We start from the raw sequence: 20,278 nt of genomic DNA on the forward strand, positions 1-20,278 counted from the left end.
AGGTTATCAAAATGGCAAGAATGAAATTTCTTTGTGATGCCGAGCGGTGCATTGAGTGTAACGCTTGTGTTACTGCCTGCAAAAACGAAAATGAGGTCCCCTGGGGCGTAAATCGCCGCCGCGTCGTAGTGCTCGGCGATGGCGAGCCCGGTGAGAAATCAATTTCGGTTGCTTGTATGCACTGCACCGATGCTCCTTGTGCGGCGGTATGCCCAGTCGATTGTTTTTACACAACCGACGACGGGATCGTACTGCATGACAAGGATCTATGCATCGGCTGCGGCTATTGCTTCTATGCGTGTCCTTTCGGCGCGCCGCAGTATCCGCAGCAGCAGGCGTTTGGAGTACGCGGGAAAATGGACAAATGCACATTCTGTGCAGGTGGTCCTCTGGCAGACAATTCGGATGCGGAATACAAGATGTATGGACGCAATCGGATTGCTGAAGGCAAACTTCCGCTATGCGCCGAAATGTGTGCCACCAAGGCACTCATTGCCGGTGATGGCGATATCATTGCCGACATCTACCGCGAGCGTATTCTGCAACGTGGAACACGTCCTCAAACCTGGGGATGGGAAACAGCTTATCCAGCTGGATAAAATGGAGATTGTGAAAAGGGGGAGCCATTCCCCCTTTTCCTATCCTTCGGACTAAGTTGAAATAGTTGAATTACTGAAACGAACAAACATTTTTTTGGAGCAGTATAGATATGCGTAAAAAGCTTTTTCTGTCAATAGTGGTTCTCTTCGGATCGTTGGTTCTTGCCGGATGCCTGGATGACTATGAGGTTACACTTCATGAGCCAGCTGTCTACAAAGGACCTGCAGACCCGTTAGTCGATAAGGGCTCTCAGATCAGCATGCTTCAGGAACGCTTCAATACTGTTCAGACCGACCGATGACATTCTGTCGGAACAACAAGCGTTCACTGAAACGAATAATTACAAAAATCACTATTGATTCATATTGTTAACTGACTTTCTTAAGGTTATCATTTAGAATAGGAGTTATTTAGATGGCAAAGCCAATTAGAAATTCAAAAACCGCGACATCCAAAAGGTTCCGTTGGATGGCCTGGAGTTTTGCGTTCATACTGTTTTGCGCAATGGCTCTGCCGATGACCGGTTATCTTTTTTCTGAATCCCAAACCACCCTGCAAGCTCAGGCAACCGGCAGCGAAGCCAACCAGAGATCCGAGTTTTGGCGCGTTGTCCGCGAAGGCGGCAGTGGCTATTCTTCCGTCGTCAGCAATGACGTAAACATCGAAACGAATGTGCTTTACAACACGACCGGCCAGAACTGGCGGGAATTGAGAAATGGCCTGATCGCCAATTATGGTGGTTGGTTCCTATTCCTCGTGGTCGTTTCCATACTCTTGTTCTATTCGTTCAGAGGACGGGTTGAACTCGCTGAACCCGCTTCCGGAAGGCGGGTGAAACGATGGACTGGATTGGAACGAACACTGCATTGGTATACAGCGGTGCTGTTCATCTGCCTGGCCATTTCGGGACTCAGCCTGCTGTTCGGACGGGTTTTGCTGATTCCTCTATTCGGGCCGCAGAACTACGCCCTATGGGCAAGTTTCTCCATCAACATCCACAATACTCTCGGGCCGTTTTTCGCAATCGGTCCCTTGCTGATGTTTATCTTGTGGATTCGCCATAACCTGCCAGGCAAGGGTGACTTCAGCTGGCTGATGCAAGGTGGAGGGATTATCGGCAACAGGCATCCAAGTGCAGACAAGGCCAATGCGGGAGAAAAAATCTGGTTCTGGATCGTGATGCTGATCGGGCTGGTCCTGGTCTGTGTGTCCGGGTTCACACTGATCGGCTGGGTGCAGGAGTACTTTGGCGTGGCGAATACCCGGGAACTCGCACAGCTCATGCATGTCGTACATACCATAAGCGCCCTTCTGTGGATCGCTATTTTCGTCGGTCACGCTTACATCGGCACAATTGGAAGCGAAGGCTCAATCGATGCAATGTCCAAAGGTCATGTCAGTGTCGAATGGGCGAAGCAGCATCATGATATCTGGTACGAAAAGGTAAAGGACACTGCCGAAATGCCAGGCGATCCCGAAACCGGAACGGCTGGTACAGGAGAATCGACTGCCTCACCAAGCGGTTGAAAGTTCCGAAACGTTCATTGAATGCGCATCTTGGGTGATTTGCCCAAGATGCGTTTTTTATGCAATGGAATCCCGCTTAGAGTATCGCCGAAACTGAACATGCTCAAAGGACCCGCAATCAGGTGACTTTCGAATAAATACGTTCATCATCCTCAAACCCCAATTCGAGAATTATGAAAAGATTTCCGAAATTTGTTAGAGACAGCATGGACTACACCGGGTCGTGCGTGACCTGCATACCGGTCAAATTCGACTCAGATGAATGGGAGTCTGCAATATTCTTTCAAGTCGGCGGATCTGAAAGCAAGCATGACCGTCGCATTCTCACCCGAACACAAAATGCAGTGCCGGTGGCGATCGAAACTGATGTAATCAAACACAATTCGGCTGCTGTTGTCGTCATCCGGATTGAGGTCTTCACTGACGAACTCGACCCCCTGGCCGGCGAGATTCTCTTGACTCCGGGAGAGACTGCCACCCATTTTGAGACATTGAAGCTACTGACAACCCAGTCCATCCTTCGTTGGTTCTTTTCGGATGCTGCTTACTGGGTGATTCATAACCAGCAAAATCAGTTGGGACCCGCTGAACATGCCGCATTCCAGGAAGATCTGGATGAAGCTACACAACATGACGCCATGGTCCGACTGACAGGCCAATACGATGTGGAAAGTGCCTTGCGCGAAGTCGTATCACATTATGAATTCAGATCAGTCACATCAAATCCCTACGCAGGCAATACCACTGTCCAATAAGCCGCACATGAGTCTTAGGGCATTCAATTTATGGCTTTGGCCGGCATTATTGCTGGGTTTTGTCAGTGCCTCAACTCAAGCGGATCAGGTGGCATTCATCAAAGCACTGAAGACTGAGGATATGAAAACTGCATATAGCCTGCTGGGCTATGTCGATGACGTCAATCGACCACTTGATGACGGACGTACTGCCCTGATGCTCGCATCAAAATTTGGCATGAAGGAAATGGTCGGCGATCTGATTCGGGCCGGTGCAGATGTCAATGCCCGCAATCACAATGGCGGGACGGCTCTGATGTACTCCGCCATTCGCGGTGATGAGGCGACTGTTGATATTCTCCTTCAACGAGGGGCAAGCGTCAATCTCACGGCGAAATTCGGTTGGTCCGCCCTGATGGTCGCGTCGGCCAAAGGCCATGCTGTGATTGTCAGGAAACTGGTCAACTCGGGGGCGGATGTCAATAGTCGGGACGTCTATCATTGGACCCCGTTGATGCGGGCTTCATTCGCCGGCTACGCAGAAGCTGTGAGTGAACTGCTCGCGCATCCCCTTACAGATGTCAATGCAGGCGATGAGAATGAAGCCTCTGCACTGCATCATGCTGCAACCAACGGTCACAAGGATGTCGTCAGAGTCTTGCTGGATCACTGTGCACGGATGTCAGTCAAAGACAAATTCGGATGGAGTCCACTCGATCGGGCCATTGCGAATGAGGACGAACTGATCGTGGAAATACTTCGCGACTACGAATCCCATCAAACGAAATGCCAATGAATAAGACATCCCGACGAGGCTTTTTCAAGGTTTGTGGTTCTTACCTGGCGGCTCTCGCTGCCTGGCATCCAACCGCCACCAATGCTGCGGCAACACCAAATTACTACAGCCGTGCTCTATTGATGCGCAACGGCATCCCGATGTCGTCATCGGATTTCCTGCCAGGACAGGTTTTTGTGTTCAACTATCCCTATGTTGCAACCCCCTGCATGGTCTTCAATCTCGGAAAGACAGTCGATCAGAGAGTCAAACTGTCGACTGTCGATCAGGATCCGTACGTCTGGTCTGGCGGTGCAGGGCCTTCGCAATCCATTGTCGCATACTCGGCAATCTGCGCTCACAAAATGACTTATCCTGCAAAAAATGCGAGTTTCATAAATTACCGACATTCCAAAGTCGTATTTTTCGACGAGCAAAGAAGACGCCAGGAGCGCGAGAAAATCATCTATTGCTGCTCGGAGCGAAGTGTGTATGATCCGGCGAAAGGGGCAAAGGTAATCGGCGGGCCGGCTCCCCAGCCACTTGCATCAATCCTGATCGAATATGACAGTTCCGAAGACAATTACTATGTCGTCGGTACCGCAGGAGGCGAGAAGTTTGATGAATTCCTGAACTCTTTCGAATTCCGTCTGCAGCTGGACTTCAAGATCCTGGATGTGAGAAAACCCGTTTCGGAAAAAGTGGAGTTGCTGACTGCCGAAGAATATTCGCATGTCATCGTTCACTGCTGAACACCTGCACAATCAGGATTCTTCTCTCAAAACTCCATTTTCAAGTCTGAAAATCCGGGTCATCGCATTGGCAAGTTGCAAGTCATGCGTCGCAACGACCAACGCAACGTTCAAATCACGGTCCAGTTCTACCATCATGTTCTGGACGACTTTGGCATTGTGACGGTCAATGTTCCCGGTCGGCTCATCAGCAAGCAGGCATAGGGGCCTTATAATCAGTGCTCTGGCAATTGCCACCCGCTGACGCTCCCCACCGGACAACTCTCCTGGCTTATGGTTGAGACGGTTCGAGAGATTCACCCGTTCGAGCAACTCTATCGCCTCGCGCCTTATCTGTTCGGTCGAAAGCTTTCTTACCATCAAGGGAATCATCACGTTTTCCAGTGCCGTGAATTCCGGCAACAGGTGATGAAACTGGTAGACAAAGCCCAGTGTCTCATTGCGCAGCCTGCCCCGTTCGGACTCGCTCAACTGCGATAGATTCCGACCATTGAGTGAGACAGTCCCAGCGGTTGGAACATCCAGGCCGGCCAACAGATGCAGCAAGGTGCTTTTCCCGGTTCCCGATGAACCAACTATCGCAATCTGCTCACCTTTGTCAATCTGAAGATCGACTCCATCAAGCACACTGACATCGAGCGTTCCCTGCTGGTAGACTTTAGTGACACCATCGGCCGACAACACTGTATCAGTCATATCGAAGCGCCTCAGCGGGATGTACCTTGGATGCTCTCCAAGCAGGATAGATCGTCGCGACAAAGCACATCACCAACGAAGCGATCGAAATCTTGATGACATCACTCCATATCAATTGCGCTGGAAACTTGGTAATGATGTAGATATCGTCCGGGAAGAACTGTGTTCCAAACAACTGCTCTGCCCAGGGAATCAGCGTCTCCATGTTCAACCCTGTCAGTACACCGACAAATGCGCCAAACATCGTACCGACTATGCCGATTACAACACCATGGACAATGAAGATTCCCATGACACTGCGCGGGCTGACCCCTATGGTGCGCAGAACTGCAATGTCAGTACTCTTGTCCGAGACGAGCATCACCAGCGTGGAAATGATATTGAAGGCGGCCACCGCTACGATTAGAAAAAGTATGATGAACATGACCCGACGTTCGATCTTCAAAGCCTCAAACAGATTGGAGTACTGATCTGTCCAATCGGATACCGTGTATCCCGGAGGCAGACTTGATCTGAGTTTGCGGGTAATCAAGGGTGACTCGAATACGTCACCAACTTTCAATCGCAGACCCGAAACCGCATCACCCACATGCTGCAATTTCGCCAGATCGTCAATGTGTGTCAAGACAAGACCATTGTCATATTCGTAGAAATTCAGGTTGAAGATACCAGCCACTGTAAAGCGCTTGAGCCTTGGTACCACTCCGACCAACGTCGACCGTGCCCTGGAGCTGATAATCACGATCTTGTCGCCGACTTTGACATTTCCTATTCTGCGCGCCAAATCCTCACCGATCACAATCGAGAATTTCCCGGACTCAAGATCATCCAGGTCGCCATTGACCATATGCTGCCCGATTGAGGATACTGCGGACTCCAACTCGGGGTTGATTCCCCTGACAATGACCGGACTGACCAGATTCCCCTGTTTGACCATGGCGTGAGTCAGGATAAACGGCGCCTGCCCTTCGAGTTGTACAGATTTCCCGACGTCAGACATCGCTGTACGCCAATCTTCCAACCACCCCCCGGGGGCACTGACCTCGATGTGCGCGGCGACAGCCAGTAACCTGGATTTCAGCTCCCTTTCGAATCCATTCATGACGGACAATACAGAAATCAACGCCCAGACGCCGATAATGATGCCCAGAATGGATGTCCCGGTAATAAAGGAAATGAATCGGGTTCTACGTTTGGCCCGAATGTAGCGCAGACCGATAAACAGCGCAAGTGGGCGTATCATTGTTCTATCGACCTGATGGTTTCAGATAGGGAAACAGGATCACGTCCCGAATAGACTTTTGGTTGGTCAGCAACATCGCGAGACGATCGATTCCAATCCCCTCCCCGGCCGACGGCGGCAGCCCATACTCCAATGCCCGAATATAGTCCTCATCGAACTGCATGGCTTCCTCATCACCTGACTCCCGGTGCAAAATCTGGTTTCTGAACCGCTCGGCCTGATCTTCCGGATCGTTCAGTTCGGAAAATCCATTTGCAATTTCCATTCCAGCAACAAAAAATTCGAACCGGTCCGCAATTTCCGGGTCCGAGTCGCTTACCCGCGACAATGGCGACACCTCAACCGGGTATTCGGTGATAAATGTCGGCTCAATCAACCGGTCTTCTACGGTTCTTTCGAAGATCTCAAAGAGAACTTTCCCGGCACCCCAGACACTGTTTACCTCTCCCCCAATGCCAACCAGGTAATCGGACAGCACCTTGAGATTCCCTAAATCATCCGCAGCCAACGACGAGTTATGCTCCAAAACGGCTTGGTGTAGCGGAATTCGCCTGAATGGCGGAACCAGATTGATTTCCAGGTCGCCATACTGAACGACAGCAGAGTCACAAACAGATGCTGTGATGTCTTCAAACATCTCCTCGGTCAGCGTCATGAAATCGCGGTAGTCCGCATAGGCCTGATAAAACTCCAGCATTGTGAATTCGGGATTGTGTTGCGTACTGACACCTTCATTACGAAAGTTTCGATTGATTTCGTACACGCGATCGTAGCCACCGACAACAAGCCGCTTGAGAAACAGCTCAGGTGCGATACGCAGATACATGTCAAGCGACAACACATTGTGATGGGTGACAAAAGGCTTTGCGATCGCACCGCCCGGAATCGAATGCATCATGGGTGTTTCAACTTCCAGAAAACCGCGACTGTCCATGAACTTGCGAATACATTGCACGATAGCGGAACGGGTTCGGAAGGTTTTGCGAACATCCTCATTCATGATCAGATCCAGATAACGCTGCCGATAACGAAGTTCCTGATCGGACAGCCCATGGAACTTTTCCGGAAACGGATGCAGTGCCTTGGTGAGCAGATGGTATTCATCCACCGCGATACTCAACTCACCTGTTCGGGTTCTGAATACCTTTCCACTTGCGCCGACAATGTCACCGATATCCAGCTCCTGAAACTTTTCGTAATCCTCAGTCCCAATCGCTTGCTGTCGCACGAACAGTTGAATTGATCCAGATGAGTCCCTGAAATCAGCAAAAGTGACTTTGCCCATCTTGCGGAAATTCATGATCCGCCCACCGAGGGCAACCGACAGATCCGTCAGCTTCAGCTCTTCAGCATCGCAGTCACCGAAACGACGATGTAACTCGGCAGCACTGCTGGACGGACGAAACGCATTTGGATACACATGATTGCGTTCGCGCAGATTCGCCAGCTTCTGCCTGCGCAGCCGCGACTGTTCGTTGTCTGACATGAGTCCTACAGCCCCGCTCTCAGACTGGCCTCAATGAACTGGTCAAGCTCGCCGTGAAGAACCGCGTCGGTGTTGCCTGTTTCAACGCCGGTACGAATGTCCTTGACCCTGGACTGATCAAGCACATAGGAACGAATCTGATGCCCCCAGGAAATGTCAGGTTTAGAGTCTTCAATCTCCTGCTGTTTGTTCTCGGTCTTCTGTCGCTCAATATCGTGCAGTCTTGCCTTTAGCATGGACATCGCCTCTGCCTTGTTCTTATGCTGAGAACGATCATTCTGACACTGTACGACCACACCGGTTGGCTTGTGCGTGATTCGCACTGCGGAGTCTGTCTTGTTGACGTGCTGACCACCGGCGCCACTCGAGCGATAGGTGTCAATTCGAAGGTCACCCGGATCAATCTCTATATTGATCTGGTTATCAACTTCCGGATAACAGAATACCGAGGCGAACGAAGTATGCCTGCGCTGCCCTGAATCAAATGGAGATTTTCGAACCAATCGATGAATCCCACTTTCAGTGCGAATCCAACCGAACGCATAATCCCCCTTGATTTTCAGCGTGGCACTCTTGATTCCAGCTACCTCACCCTGTGAGTAATCAACCACTTCTGACTCGAACCCCTTTTTCCTTGCCCAGTAATCGTACATCTCAAACAGCATCTGCGCCCAATCCTGCGCTTCGGTGCCGCCTGACCCGGGTTTGATATCCACGAAAGCATTGGCAGAGTCCAGTTGGCCACTGAACAAGCTTCTGAATTCAAGTGCATCGGTCTTTTCCTGCAACTGCGATACTTCCTCGACAATTGACGCGATGGTTTCGGCATCGTCTTCGGCAACAGCCAGCTCCCAAAGTTCCGCAGCATCGGAAACCGATGTTCGCAGTGACTGGATCGGTTGCAGGGTTCTTTCAAGATTGACTCTTTTCTGGTTGAGTCGCTGACTGCGTTCTACGTCCTGCCATACCGCAGGGTCTTCAAGGGATGCCATGATTTGTTGCAATTCCAAAACCTTGCTGTCAACGTCAAAGAAACCTCCTTAACGCTTCAACCCGCTCGTCCAGTTCACTCAGAATTTCGCTTGTTGGAGTCGTTTCCATGATAATTTTCCTACTGCAATTGCTTTAGCCCGTAATCTCTTTGCGGATATCTGCCAGTTACGAGTTCGTTTTAGTCTTACCAAATGTTGCGGGGCGTATATATAATGTGCCCACTTCACCGGTGAGTCACAAATACCAGTTATCAACCCCGACAAATCCATGAAAATCGGTATTCCCACAGAAATCCACGACAAAGAACGGCGAGTCGCTGTAACGCCCGAAATTGTCCCGTCAATCATGGAAATGGGATTCGAGGTTGTCGTAGAATCCGGAGCCGGTGAATTGGCTAATTATACTGATTCCGCATACGAAACTGCAGGCGCGACTGTTGTATCAGCCGGAACATCTGTGTGGGAGAACTCCGACGTAATAGCAAAAGTCCGGGCACCTGAATTCAGTGATAGTGGGCAGTATGATGAGGCTGATCTGCTTTCGTCAGGTCAGCACCTGATCGCTTTCTTGTGGCCGGCGCAAAACCCTGAACTTCTGCAGAAACTGTCGGACAAGGGGGTCAGTGCGATTTCAATGGATGCGGTGCCGCGTATCTCACGGGCACAGAAGCTTGACGCCCTATCCTCAATGGCCAATGTCGCTGGCTATCGGGCAGTGGTTGAGGCAGCGCAACACTTCGGTCGGTTTTTCAGTGGTCAGATCACTGCTGCCGGACGTGTGCCACCTGCCAAGATCATGATAATCGGTGCCGGTGTGGCCGGGCTGTCCGCGATCGGAACCGCGACCAGCCTGGGCGCGATCGTGCGAGCATTCGATACCCGGCCTGAAGTCAAGGAACAGGTCGAAAGCATGGGTGCTGAATTCCTTGAGCTTGATTTTGAGGAGGAAGGGTCTGGATCTGGTGGCTATGCCAAGGTGATGAGCAAGGAATTCATTGAAGCGGAAATGGCATTGTTCGCCGAACAGGCTGAGGACGTCGACATCATCATCACCACCGCCCTGATTCCAGGTCGGCCCGCACCAAAACTGATTACCGAAGCGATGGTGAGATCGATGAAAACCGGCAGCGTTATCGTCGATCTGGCGGCCGAACAGGGCGGGAATTGCGAACTGACGCAGCCCGATGAGGCAACCGAAGCATACGGAGTGACGATAATCGGCTACACGGATTTACCCAGTCGCCTGCCTTCACAGTCCAGCCAGCTTTATGCGTCCAATATCCGCAATTTCTTGGATGACCTGTGTCCCGACCGCAACGGCGAGATTATGATCGACATGGAAGATGAGGTCATACGCGGCGCGACTGTGGTTCACAATGGCGAGATCACCTGGCCACCGCCGCAAAGTGAACCGCCGAAGCCCCTGGCACAGAAACCAGCTGACGAGGTCGCGCCATCACAAGGCATCGCCGCGGAAGAGGCGCCAGAATCGAAAAAATTCAGGATCGGTCCTTACGCTTTCGGTTTGGCCTTGGCAGCCATCGTTGCCGTCGGTTTGTATGCTCCAGCATCATTCCTGACACACTTTACCGTATTCGTTCTGGCCATATTTGTCGGCTGGCATGTAATCTGGAACGTAACGCCATCACTTCATACACCGTTGATGAGTGTCACCAATGCCATCAGCGGAATCATCATAGTCGGGGCATTGCTTGAAATCGGTGCGGTCAATCCTTACGTCAAGGCGCTCGCCGCGGTATCCATATTGATTGCCTCGATCAATATTTTCGGCGGTTTTCTTGTCACGCAGCGCATGCTCAGGATGTTCAAAAAATAAATGTTTGAAGGCCTGATCAATTCGCTGTACATCATAGCGTCTATTTTCTTCATCCTAAGTCTCGGTGGTCTGAGCCACCAGACTTCGGCTGTCCGCGGAAACATTCTGGGAATACTCGGAATGATACTTGCGGTCTGTGGAACAATCGCCGCCAAAGCAGTCGACAGTATTGGAATTATTGTCGCGATGATGGCGATTGGCGGTGTCTTCGGAATCCTCGTAAGCATGCGGGTTCAGATGACAGCGATGCCGCAGTTAGTCGCTATCCTGCATAGTCTTGTCGGACTGGCAGCGGTGTTTGTCGGTTTTGCCAACTACATCGAACCACTACATGAGTATGAAGGTGTGGAAAAAGTCGTTCATGAAGTTGAGATCTACATTGGTGTTTTTATTGGTGCCATCACATTCACCGGTTCTGTCGCTGCATTTGGAAAATTGCAGGGGGTAATCTCCAGTCGACCACTGATGTTGCCGGCCCGTCACTGGCTGAACCTGATCATCGCAGTCCTGTGTATCTGGCTTGGTGCCGAATTTCTCGGCAGCGACCACCAAAGTGGTGTCAATGTACTGTTGATCATGACTCTTCTCGCGTTCCTGCTGGGCCTGCATCTTGTGCTCGCAATCGGAGGCGCAGACATGCCTGTGGTCATCTCGATGTTAAACAGTTATTCAGGCTGGGCGGCTGCGGCAACAGGATTCATGCTGGAAAACGATCTGCTGATTCTGGTCGGTGCTCTCGTCGGAAGCAGCGGTGCCATATTGAGCTATATCATGTGCCGGGCAATGAATCGCCATTTTGTCAGTGTCATTCTTGGCGGATTCGGAACCACCGGCGGCTCGGCTGTTGAGTCCATAGACGGCACCATCTCAGAAGTCAATGTCGATGAAGTTGCAGGGTTGCTTTCCGCTTCAGAGTCTGTGGTCATCGTTCCCGGCTATGGACTTGCTGTCGCCCACGCACAACATCCTGTTGCTGAACTGACCCGAAAACTGCGAGATGACGGAAAGCAAGTGAGATTTGCAATCCATCCTGTCGCCGGCAGAATGCCAGGACATATGAACGTTCTTCTGGCTGAAGCCAAAGTGCCATACGACATCGTTGAGGAAATGGATGAAATCAACCCTGACATGCCCGGTACCGATATTGTCATGGTGATTGGCGCGAACGATATCGTGAATCCATCCGCTCAGGATACACCCGACAGTCCTATTGCCGGCATGCCGGTTATTGAGGTGTGGAAAGCGAAGCATACTATCGTTCTCAAAAGAAGCATGGCTTCAGGATATGCCGGTGTGGACAACCCTCTGTTTTACAAGGAAAACAACAGAATGTTGTTTGGTGATGCCAAAGACAGTCTGGACAAGCTTGTGACGATGGTAGGCTAACCTTTCCCGAAATCAATCGATGCCGAATATGCATTGATTCCGAGCTGACTCTATCCCACGCCACTCCGGATCGGATCAATTCCCCAACAACATATACCATTCATCAGCTACTGCTAAACCCGTTGCGGATGTTCATAGATCGTTTGTCCTCTCAGTTAGGCATATATAATGCAGATGGGCGAATGAGTAAACATTACTCATTACAAGATGTCCTCGTGACGACTATTCGATGGTGAATAAAGTGATCGACAGACTTACTGTTTCAGCACGCGTAAGAGCTGGAAGAATAACCGACTCCAGAATGGTTTCAGTTGTTTTTTTGTTGTCATTTGCGTTGACACTCGCAACTCTGGCTGGTTCACAAGTCAAGGCATCTGATCCAGGTGTTTTCCCCGATCGGATTGTATTTGGCCAAACAGGTCCTTTCAGCGGCCGAACTGAACGAATTGCGAATAGTCTCGCGTGGGGTATCAGGGCTGCTTTCGATGAAGTAAATTCACAAGGAGGAATCAACGGACGTCGGTTGGAATTATTGAGTAAGGATGATGCATATAATCCAGCGAAAACCAAAGAGATTGCACAGTCATTTATTGACTCGAATGAAATTTTCGCGTTCATTGGAAGTGTCGGCACGCCAACCGGAAGAGTTACCGCAGCGTTGGCGGACCAATATGGATTACCATTTATTTCGCCGTATACAGGTGCCGAATTCTTACGTAGCAAGCAACGCTATGGAACTGTCGTCAATCTGCGACCAGCGTATTCAGAGGAAACCAAAGCCTGGATAGAGTATCTAACCGGCATTGGCATTGACAGAATCGCCGTCTTCTACCGAGATGACGCATATGGCCGGACTGGTTTGCGCGGGGTGATGCAGGAACTCAGGAAACGAGAACTGCTATTGGCGGCAAGGGGCTCTCATGCGCGTAACCTCACTGTCGCGTCATCCGCAGTGTGGGATATTCGCCAGGCTGAACCGCAGGCAATTGGAATAGTTTCATCCTATGCGGCAACTTCAAGTTTTATTCGCAATGCCCGTTTGCAAGGCTTGAATCCAAAGTTTGTCAGCCTTTCTGCTGTTGGTTCTGAAGCTCTGATTGATGAACTCGGTGACGATGCTCAGGGAGTCCTGATTTCCCAAGTCATGCCGTCAACTAATGATCATTCTGTACCTTTAGTCGCTCAATTTAACCGGGCGATGGATGCCTACGCAATGAGGAACGATCTGGATTCAGACTCGTGGTTAAGTTACATCGCTTTCGAAGGGTATCTGGCTGCACGATTTGTAATTCAAGTTCTTCAGTCAGCTGACGAGGGTGAACCAACCAGAAAAGCACTGTTGGATCATATTTTCGATACACAAGAGTTTGAAATCGGAGGGATTGACTTGCACTTCGAAGAAGGTCAGAATCAAGGATTGCACACAGTCTACATGACTGAAGTCGGAAGAAATAATCAGATTGTAGTATTGGATTCTATTGACGTGCGAGACTGAACTGAGTAGATATCCGTTCAAACATTCACATTACAGACTCAATATAGACAACCGTGAAACTTTCAGAATTTGATTTCGCTGCACAACAGTACTGGCTTCGAAAGATGCTCGAAGTGCTCTATATGCGGCGTTCCACGATGTTCCGTTTTGTCGTTGAGTCTGCGCGCATGCTCATTTTAGGCAACGGCGGTGGCGTTGCGACCACATTCGGAATGCTGAACTATCTTGACCTGGTCGGCGTTTATCATTGGGTCTGTGTGTTCATGCTGCTGACATTCGTTTTAGGCACCTTGTTCTCCACCGTCACACTGATCTTGGTTACTGCGACAACAATCAGGGAAGCGCATTCGGCAGAAATTGCCATGCACGAATTTGTCAATGACCGCATGGATCGCGACGAGGTGTTGTTCTACTACGATGAAACGGCGAGACGCCTTGCCTACTACTCTACATGTGCAGGAATCGTCAGCATTAGCCTGCTTGTTTTAGGTGCTGTTCAGGGATTGTTCCTAGTGGCGGTCTATCTGTAGCCGCTGCTTCGCATATACCGTTCCTGGTGACGCTCATGCGAATCGTGCCTTTTGAATCTTATCCCATAGACCTCCAATACCGGTCAACCTGTTTGCAACGATAGATCAGTATCTGACTGAACGATCGGGCAACAGGCAACTCTCGCTTCCCGCCTCTATCGGTAGTGCGGGCCTTCAGCTGCGCTGGAATCAAGTCTGGCGGTCAGCCGCCGCGCTTGGGGTTTACGTCAACGCTCCCATGCTGTAATGAATCGGTTTGGTTCATGTACCGACTGGCGTCTTTGCCCTCATTACCCGGGTGCTGTTCCTCTTTCTCAGAAATCTGTGATTGCTGTTCAGGCTGTAACAGCTGTCCGCTTTGCTGCTGAGCCTGTTCGTTCTGAGTGGCTTGATGCAGTTCATCATCCAGACCGGTTGCGTGCTGGCCATCATTGTCGGAGTCTTGCCCTCCCAAATCCACGCCTGAATCATTGGCGGTATGCGGTAGTCCAAGATGTCCGGGTTCTGATTTCATCGAGTCTGGAACATTCGGGTCAAGCACGTGCTCTGGCAGGCGTCTGGTGTTGTCAGGAATGTTGCCCAGATGATGCGGTTCCTGCCCCGGTTGATGTCCGCCGTAGCCAGGTGCGCGGTCAGGAGTGTCACCCATTACGTGACCAGCTGCCGAACCGGGATGTTGTGCGTCTTCGCTGGTCAGCCTTCTCGATCGACGCTTGTCTTCGTGTTCCCTATCATCGTCGAAACCCGGCACACCACTTGGACTCTCAAGTAGATTGACCGCAATATTCGGAGCTTCCCCAGGCTGCAACACCACTACACGGGCATTACCCAATACCTTCCTTACGGTATTCCAATACAGAGTGTGCTGCGTTTGTTCTGGATTGACTTCGTTCCTCGCCAACAGCAACAAAAATGTATTGGCATTGCTACGAGATTGTTCAATGTGTGCTTCCGCCCTGGCAACTGTCTCATCGACAATTTTTGCTGCCACGCCATTCGCTTGCGCCAGAGTCAGTTTGCTTCTCTTCAACGCCGAATTTACAATCTCACGTCGCTGTGCCTTGGCATCATTGACTGTGCGAAACGCAGGCACGACATCCAACGGTGGTGTGACCGACACCATATTCACCGAAACAATTTCAATTCCAGTTCCCAGCGAGTCGAGGCCGTCGGACAGTACGTCCATGATTGTGTCTTCGATATATTTCTTCTCCGTCACCAGTACCATGTATATGAACATATTCGAAATCAACCGCACAAAACTGCCCCGGATTTCCTCCCGCAGTATGTCGATAGCGTTTGCGTGTCGAAAAAGGTATTTTTCGAGATTGGTGACCTTGTACTGAATTACAAATGTAGCGTCAACAAAATTGAAATCTCCAGAGATAGTGGACATCTGGGGAAGAATTTGGGTATCAACCTGAATTGAATGCACCCGCGCTGTCTTGAATTTGTTGACACGCTCAACACCAAACGGAAAATGCCAGCGGAGCCCCGGCTGAACTTCGGCATCGACCAATTGTCCAAAGCGACGCTTGGCAGCTGTCTCATCCAAGTCCACCCGATAGAATCCAGATGCTACCACAGCCACAAGTGCGATGACGATAACGCCCAATCCGTAGTAAGCTAACGGAATGTTTCTGAGGTAGTCAAACGAACTCCGAATTACGCGAACGCTGAGCGTTTCGTTTTCCGATCCAGATTCGGTTATTTGTGGTTCATTCACCATTGAGTACTTTCAATAATTTGGAATCAGATTCGAGAAACAGTGTGGTTTGTTCCCCGATAATGGATTCATAACTCTCCAGACTTCGGATGAAGCGATAGAATTCTGGATCTTTTGCATAGGCTTCGCCTAGGATTTGCAGCGATTCAGCTTCCGCCTCGCCCAGAATCTTTGTCGCTTCCGCATGTGCGCGTGCCAGTATCCTTTCATGTTCCGCGGCAGCCTTGGCTTCAATCTTGAGGGCTTCTTCCGCACCCTCGCTGCGATATCTCGCAGCAATTCTTGCTCGCTCCGCCTTCATACGACTAACGACACTTGCTCGATTTTCCACCGGCAGGGTAAAGCCATTGATTTGCGAATACAGTACGCCGACACCAAAATTCTCAATTGCTGTCTTATCCACTTGTTCGCGGATTGTTTCAGCGAGAAAGTGAAAATCAACTTTATCTATTCCTACGTTGATGAAATCTTCAAGTGCGAGATTACCGACGATCGCACCTAGCCGCGCAACCATCAGATCGTGCAGTTTTGCCTCAGCTGTAACTTTATTCTGCACTGTCGCGACAAACTGCATGGGATTTACTACCTGCCATGTCAAGAACATTTCAATGATCACATTTTTCTCGTCATCCGTCAGCAGTTCCTGCGCGGTGCTTTTGAGAATTAACTTTCGCATATCGACACGAATCACGCGATCGACCGGCCACGGCATTTTCACTTGTAGTCCAGGGTTACGGACTTCCTCCAAGGGTTCTCCGAAACGGGTGACGACTGCAACTTCAGTTTCGTCTACCGCAAATAAACTGGTACTGATAATCCAATACGCTAGTGCCAGCACGACTACGATTCCTACACTGCGTTTCATCATTCATGCTCCGATTTGTCAGTTTCTACGTCATGTTCTGATCGGCCAAAGAGATTTGAGACACGACGCCATAGGGTGAGATTCTGCGGGGTTTTCTGCTCAGGTACAATGAACGTCTGACGGTTATTGTAAGCAGACTCGACGGTTTCATACCACAAAAGGTCCTGAAGTATGGACGGTGCCTCGCTGACCGATTCAGCTTTTGCAATGAAGGCTTGCTGCTCGGCCTGAGCTTTCATCACGCGGCCATCGGCCAAAGCTACATTGCGTCTGAGTTTGACATCTGCGTTGCCGACAGCACGCGGTACCAATAGTGTAAATGAACGTTCCGCCTCCAGTATCGAAGTGGTACGATCCTGACTGGCATCTGTAACGTCTCTAAACGCCGGGATAGTCTCGGGTACCGGATGAATATCCACGACATTCACTGACAGTAGGCGGAGATCGTCCTGCATTTGCTGCTCGCCGCCGATCGTCCCCTGGTCATCTTGAAACGATATGTCGTGGTCCTCGGTATGCTGGGAATCGTGCCTAACCTGATTTGAGATTTTGAGATGCAGTATCAGCTCATGGAACATAAAGTGCTCGATCTCTGCGCGCTTTTTTGACAATAAGTCACTTAATTCATTGGTTGCAATGTATTCGCGCGCGATGGCCTGTATGTGATGGGCTATGCTATCTTCCCTGTTCTCGTATTCGTAGTAGAACATATATGGATTGGCTATGCTGTAATGAACCGAAATCAAAATCCGCAGCAGGCTTTCGTCACCGGACAGAAATTCAGCCAGAGAGGTCTTTTGCGAGCGCAGGTCGCCTTTTCTATGCCATTGAGTCCTTCGCGGCTTATTTGCGGCACCGTCTTGAATGATACTCACAGTTGTTTCTTCGACATTCAGGTTTTCTTTCAACCCCACGATTATTCGGTGTTGGACGGTGTGGGGATGTATGTCAATAGTTCCGAAAGGGGGAGGCGGCGCGTAATGAAGACCTGGCGCAAGCGCAGGCCATCGAACTTCGCCGAACAGCTTGCCGTAGCCAAGATAACCAACTGGAATCGCAGTTAAACCGGTAGCGAGATAGACACCCAGAACCAGTGGAACACCGATCTGAACGAGCTTTGACCTAAGAGAAAATATCTCACGCATCCGCGCTCCTTTTGCCAGCCCGCTGACTTGCAGCACGGTAGAATTGATGTTGCCCATCAGGTCGTGGTATCCAGACGCGGCGGCTCCCTTCCAGAAACGCCATGCGATCAAGATCGTCAACAGAGTTGCCCCTGTCCATTCCAAAAACCCCACGAATCCCGAGCCTCTTCCCTCCAGGTTCAGGGCAATTTCCCAACCGAGGTAGATAAGCATTAGGTCAAGCGCAATACCACAGACCACGGCACCAAAGACAATGCTGCCGATATAGATCGAAACGAAGCGCAGTCCAAACTGCTGCATGAGGACGATGATGGTTGCCGTATTGGTAGCTGGACCGGTCATGAGAAAGACCAGCGCGGAACCCGGGCTGAACCCTTTGGCGACAAGTGCAGCGGCAATTGGGGTGCTGGCGGACGCACACATATAGAGCGGTACGCCGGCAACCAGCATCACGAGATACATGCGCCAGCCGTAAAGACCATATTCCGCAATGTTATCTGGGACAAGAACCATGACCACACCGCTAAGCACCACGCCCACCACCAGTGCGAAGAGTATGTCGTCCGCCATTTCAATGAACGCAAATGTAAACATGCGTTTTCCCACCCGACTCAATGGAACTGCATCCTGGACTTCTCGTAGCGGGAGAGCCAACGCGCTGCGGTCAAGCATCGGGCGATTCCACTCTGCGATGTGTGTCCAATTGATGAACTTGTTCCACATCCTTGAACTTGAAGCCTTAATTGACGTCATCAGCCCGCCAACTCCAACAACAGCAGGGTCTTCCTCAAAATCATGACTATGATCGTGGTCATGATGGTGGTGATGGTGATGATCCTGCTCCTTTTCGGTTCCTTTGGGTACCGGGTCGGGGCCGCGTATCATCGCGATCGAGCAGATTCCGGCAAGCAGCGCAGAGAAGAACGCACCGACGGGCCGAATGATCGCCATTATCGGTCCCATCAGTCCCCAGGTGACGAGAATTGAGTCCATACCAGTTTCTGGTGTGGTGATCAGGAAGGACATGCAGGCTGATCGACTCGCACCCTTCTTTCTGAGGGTTGCGGTGATGGGAATCACTCCGCAGGAGCATATAGGCAACGGCAGGCCAAATGCCGCAGCTGTCGTAACGCTCGCAAGCCCTTCTCGCCCCATAAGTCGGATAACGGTGCGTTGGGAAATCAGGACGTAGAGAACGCCCGCAAAGGCCAAACCGAATATGAAATACGGCGAAAGGAGAAGATAAACTTCCCATGCGCTTACGAGCACATGGAAAACCGCACCAATTACGGCAGTTATTATCGCTAGCATGACAAAAACTATATCACAAGAACAGTCTTGCTACTGCCCAAATCGATGATTTTCAGCCTTTCAGTTGTTCATCTGCATCCCACCGGGACTTATCGAATACCATTTTGATCCAGTTCTGGATGAGCTCTGGTTAAACACCCACGCAAAAGGACTTGCAGACGTCGTAGACTTATACTCGGCTGACCGGGTACACCGAAGTGATGAAACCGAGTAATTGACCCGGATTTAATTGAATCAGTACAGAAAAAGTGGCTGATTCACAGCAAACGCGAATGGCGAATCAGCCATCGTGACTCATCAGGTAGTGCTGGTTGCAAGCACTGAGGTTCGAAGTTTGTTGCCCAACGGTTTTGCCCATCCGTCGGCTCAATTCATTGCGAATTGTACGTTCTCATATGCGCATCAACGCGTGGTGAAAACAGCGGACTGGTGTTGAGCAGGCCAGTCGAAAACTAACTTGCATCGGCCAGGCAATCCTTCAGTGAAACCACCATGTTACGCAAAAGCTCGAAGTAGGCATCGGGACCTGGTTCAATATCTGCACCCAGCGGGTCCAGTGTTCCGATTTTCAGATCTGTGCCCTCAGCGAGAACTTCCAGAATACTTGGATTGAACTGTGGTTCCTTGAATGCGCAAGTTGCCCCGGTCTCGCGGATCGTCTCGCGCAGTTCCAACAGTCTCTTGGCACCTGCGGAACGCTCCGGATTCACAGTGACCGTCCCGACATTGTTAAGCCCGAGCATTTTTTCGAGGTACTGATATGCGTCGTGAAACACCACATACGGCGAGTCCAAAAAAGATTCTGACAAACTCCGTAGTTCCGTTTCCAACAAATCCAGTTTCTCAAGGGTAGTTTTCACGTTTGCAGTCAGTTGCGCCTCATGTTGAGGAAACAATTGCGCAAGCTGCTCGGCTGTTTCTTCGGTGATCACCCTGGCATTGTTAACATCGAGCCAAATGTGCATGTCGTAGCGACCGTGCGCATGTTCTTCCTCCTCTCCGTGATGATCCTCATCCTCGGCCTCTCCGTGATCGTCTTCCTCCTCTCCGTGATGATCCTCATCCTCACCTTCAGCCCTTCCGTGATCGTCTTCTTCCTCTCCGTGATGATCCTCATCCTCGTCTTCAGCCCTTCCGTGATCGTCTTCCTCCTCTCCGTGATGATCCTCATCCTCACC

Annotated in this window: 17 protein-coding genes and 1 pseudogene; 10 read left to right on the forward strand and 8 right to left on the reverse strand. The window is 50.6% G+C overall.

Going from position 1 to position 20,278, the window contains the following annotated elements; genetic code table 11:
* Positions 1 to 11 precede the first annotated feature (11 nt).
* The 6 genes from fdh3B (at position 12) to OXI60_03610 (ending at position 4,388) form a co-directional block, all read left to right on the forward strand.
* The gene (gene fdh3B / locus OXI60_03585) at positions 12 to 599 is read left to right on the forward strand and encodes a formate dehydrogenase FDH3 subunit beta (GenBank protein ID MDE0308898.1); all 588 of its coding nucleotides are present in this window, start codon (positions 12 to 14) and stop codon (positions 597 to 599) included.
* Positions 600 to 709: 110 nt separating this feature from the next.
* A complete protein-coding gene (locus OXI60_03590; GenBank protein MDE0308899.1) occupies positions 710 to 901 on the forward strand; it encodes a hypothetical protein in 192 nt (63 codons plus the stop codon).
* Positions 902 to 1,014: 113 nt separating this feature from the next.
* Positions 1,015 to 2,127: a formate dehydrogenase subunit gamma gene (locus OXI60_03595; protein ID MDE0308900.1), complete on the forward strand. Its 1,113-nt coding sequence runs from the start codon at positions 1,015 to 1,017 to the stop codon at positions 2,125 to 2,127.
* 173 nt (positions 2,128 to 2,300) lie between these two features.
* The gene (locus OXI60_03600; protein ID MDE0308901.1) at positions 2,301 to 2,882 is read left to right on the forward strand and encodes a hypothetical protein; all 582 of its coding nucleotides are present in this window, start codon (positions 2,301 to 2,303) and stop codon (positions 2,880 to 2,882) included.
* A 7-nt stretch (positions 2,883 to 2,889) separates the two neighbouring features.
* On the forward strand, positions 2,890 to 3,657 hold the full coding sequence (locus OXI60_03605; GenBank protein MDE0308902.1) for an ankyrin repeat domain-containing protein: 768 nt from the start codon (positions 2,890 to 2,892) through the stop codon (positions 3,655 to 3,657).
* A complete protein-coding gene (locus OXI60_03610; protein ID MDE0308903.1) occupies positions 3,654 to 4,388 on the forward strand; it encodes a hypothetical protein in 735 nt (244 codons plus the stop codon). The genes OXI60_03605 and OXI60_03610 overlap by 4 nt, the downstream gene beginning before the upstream one ends.
* A 12-nt stretch (positions 4,389 to 4,400) precedes the next feature.
* Here the strand turns inward: OXI60_03610 and lolD are convergent, their stop codons facing one another.
* From lolD to prfB, 4 genes and pseudogenes are all read right to left on the reverse strand, one after another.
* On the reverse strand, positions 4,401 to 5,084 hold the full coding sequence (gene lolD, locus OXI60_03615; GenBank protein ID MDE0308904.1) for a lipoprotein-releasing ABC transporter ATP-binding protein LolD: 684 nt from the start codon (positions 5,082 to 5,084) through the stop codon (positions 4,401 to 4,403).
* A complete protein-coding gene (locus OXI60_03620) occupies positions 5,077 to 6,327 on the reverse strand; it encodes a lipoprotein-releasing ABC transporter permease subunit (GenBank protein MDE0308905.1) in 1,251 nt (416 codons plus the stop codon). Before OXI60_03620 ends, lolD begins: the two co-directional genes overlap by 8 nt.
* 4 nt (positions 6,328 to 6,331) lie before the next feature.
* Positions 6,332 to 7,813 (reverse strand): lysine--tRNA ligase, encoded by a 1,482-nt coding sequence (gene lysS, locus OXI60_03625; GenBank protein ID MDE0308906.1) that lies wholly within the window; start codon positions 7,811 to 7,813, stop codon positions 6,332 to 6,334.
* Between the two features lie 5 nt (positions 7,814 to 7,818).
* Positions 7,819 to 8,832: pseudogene (gene prfB / locus OXI60_03630) on the reverse strand (peptide chain release factor 2).
* Between the two features lie 241 nt (positions 8,833 to 9,073).
* On the opposite strand from prfB, the gene OXI60_03635 reads away from it, so the two are divergent.
* From OXI60_03635 to OXI60_03650, 4 genes are all read left to right on the forward strand, one after another.
* Positions 9,074 to 10,642: a Re/Si-specific NAD(P)(+) transhydrogenase subunit alpha gene (locus tag OXI60_03635; GenBank protein ID MDE0308907.1), complete on the forward strand. Its 1,569-nt coding sequence runs from the start codon at positions 9,074 to 9,076 to the stop codon at positions 10,640 to 10,642.
* Positions 10,643 to 12,028, forward strand: a complete 1,386-nt coding sequence (locus tag OXI60_03640; protein MDE0308908.1) for an NAD(P)(+) transhydrogenase (Re/Si-specific) subunit beta — start codon at positions 10,643 to 10,645, stop codon at positions 12,026 to 12,028.
* 229 nt (positions 12,029 to 12,257) lie between these two features.
* Positions 12,258 to 13,523 carry an ABC transporter substrate-binding protein gene (locus OXI60_03645; GenBank protein MDE0308909.1) on the forward strand — a complete coding sequence of 422 codons (1,266 nt, stop codon included), beginning with the start codon at positions 12,258 to 12,260 and terminating at the stop codon, positions 13,521 to 13,523.
* A 53-nt stretch (positions 13,524 to 13,576) separates the two neighbouring features.
* Positions 13,577 to 14,053, forward strand: coding sequence for a hypothetical protein (locus OXI60_03650; protein MDE0308910.1), 477 nt, complete (start codon positions 13,577 to 13,579; stop codon positions 14,051 to 14,053).
* 202 nt (positions 14,054 to 14,255) lie between these two features.
* On the opposite strand, the gene OXI60_03655 is transcribed toward OXI60_03650, so the two are convergent.
* The 4 genes from OXI60_03655 to OXI60_03670 form a co-directional block, all read right to left on the reverse strand.
* Positions 14,256 to 15,782, reverse strand: coding sequence for a protease modulator HflK (locus OXI60_03655; GenBank protein ID MDE0308911.1), 1,527 nt, complete (start codon positions 15,780 to 15,782; stop codon positions 14,256 to 14,258).
* On the reverse strand, positions 15,772 to 16,644 hold the full coding sequence (locus tag OXI60_03660; protein ID MDE0308912.1) for a protease modulator HflC: 873 nt from the start codon (positions 16,642 to 16,644) through the stop codon (positions 15,772 to 15,774). The genes OXI60_03655 and OXI60_03660 overlap by 11 nt, the downstream gene beginning before the upstream one ends.
* Positions 16,644 to 19,100, reverse strand: coding sequence for an SO_0444 family Cu/Zn efflux transporter (locus tag OXI60_03665; GenBank protein ID MDE0308913.1), 2,457 nt, complete (start codon positions 19,098 to 19,100; stop codon positions 16,644 to 16,646). The genes OXI60_03660 and OXI60_03665 overlap by 1 nt, the downstream gene beginning before the upstream one ends.
* 452 nt (positions 19,101 to 19,552) lie before the next feature.
* On the reverse strand, positions 19,553 to 20,278 hold a 726-nt coding region (locus OXI60_03670; GenBank protein MDE0308914.1), incomplete at its 5' end, for a zinc ABC transporter substrate-binding protein.

The organism is Acidiferrobacterales bacterium (assembly GCA_028820695.1).
Classification (GTDB): Bacteria; Pseudomonadota; Gammaproteobacteria; order Arenicellales; family JAJDZL01; genus JAJDZL01.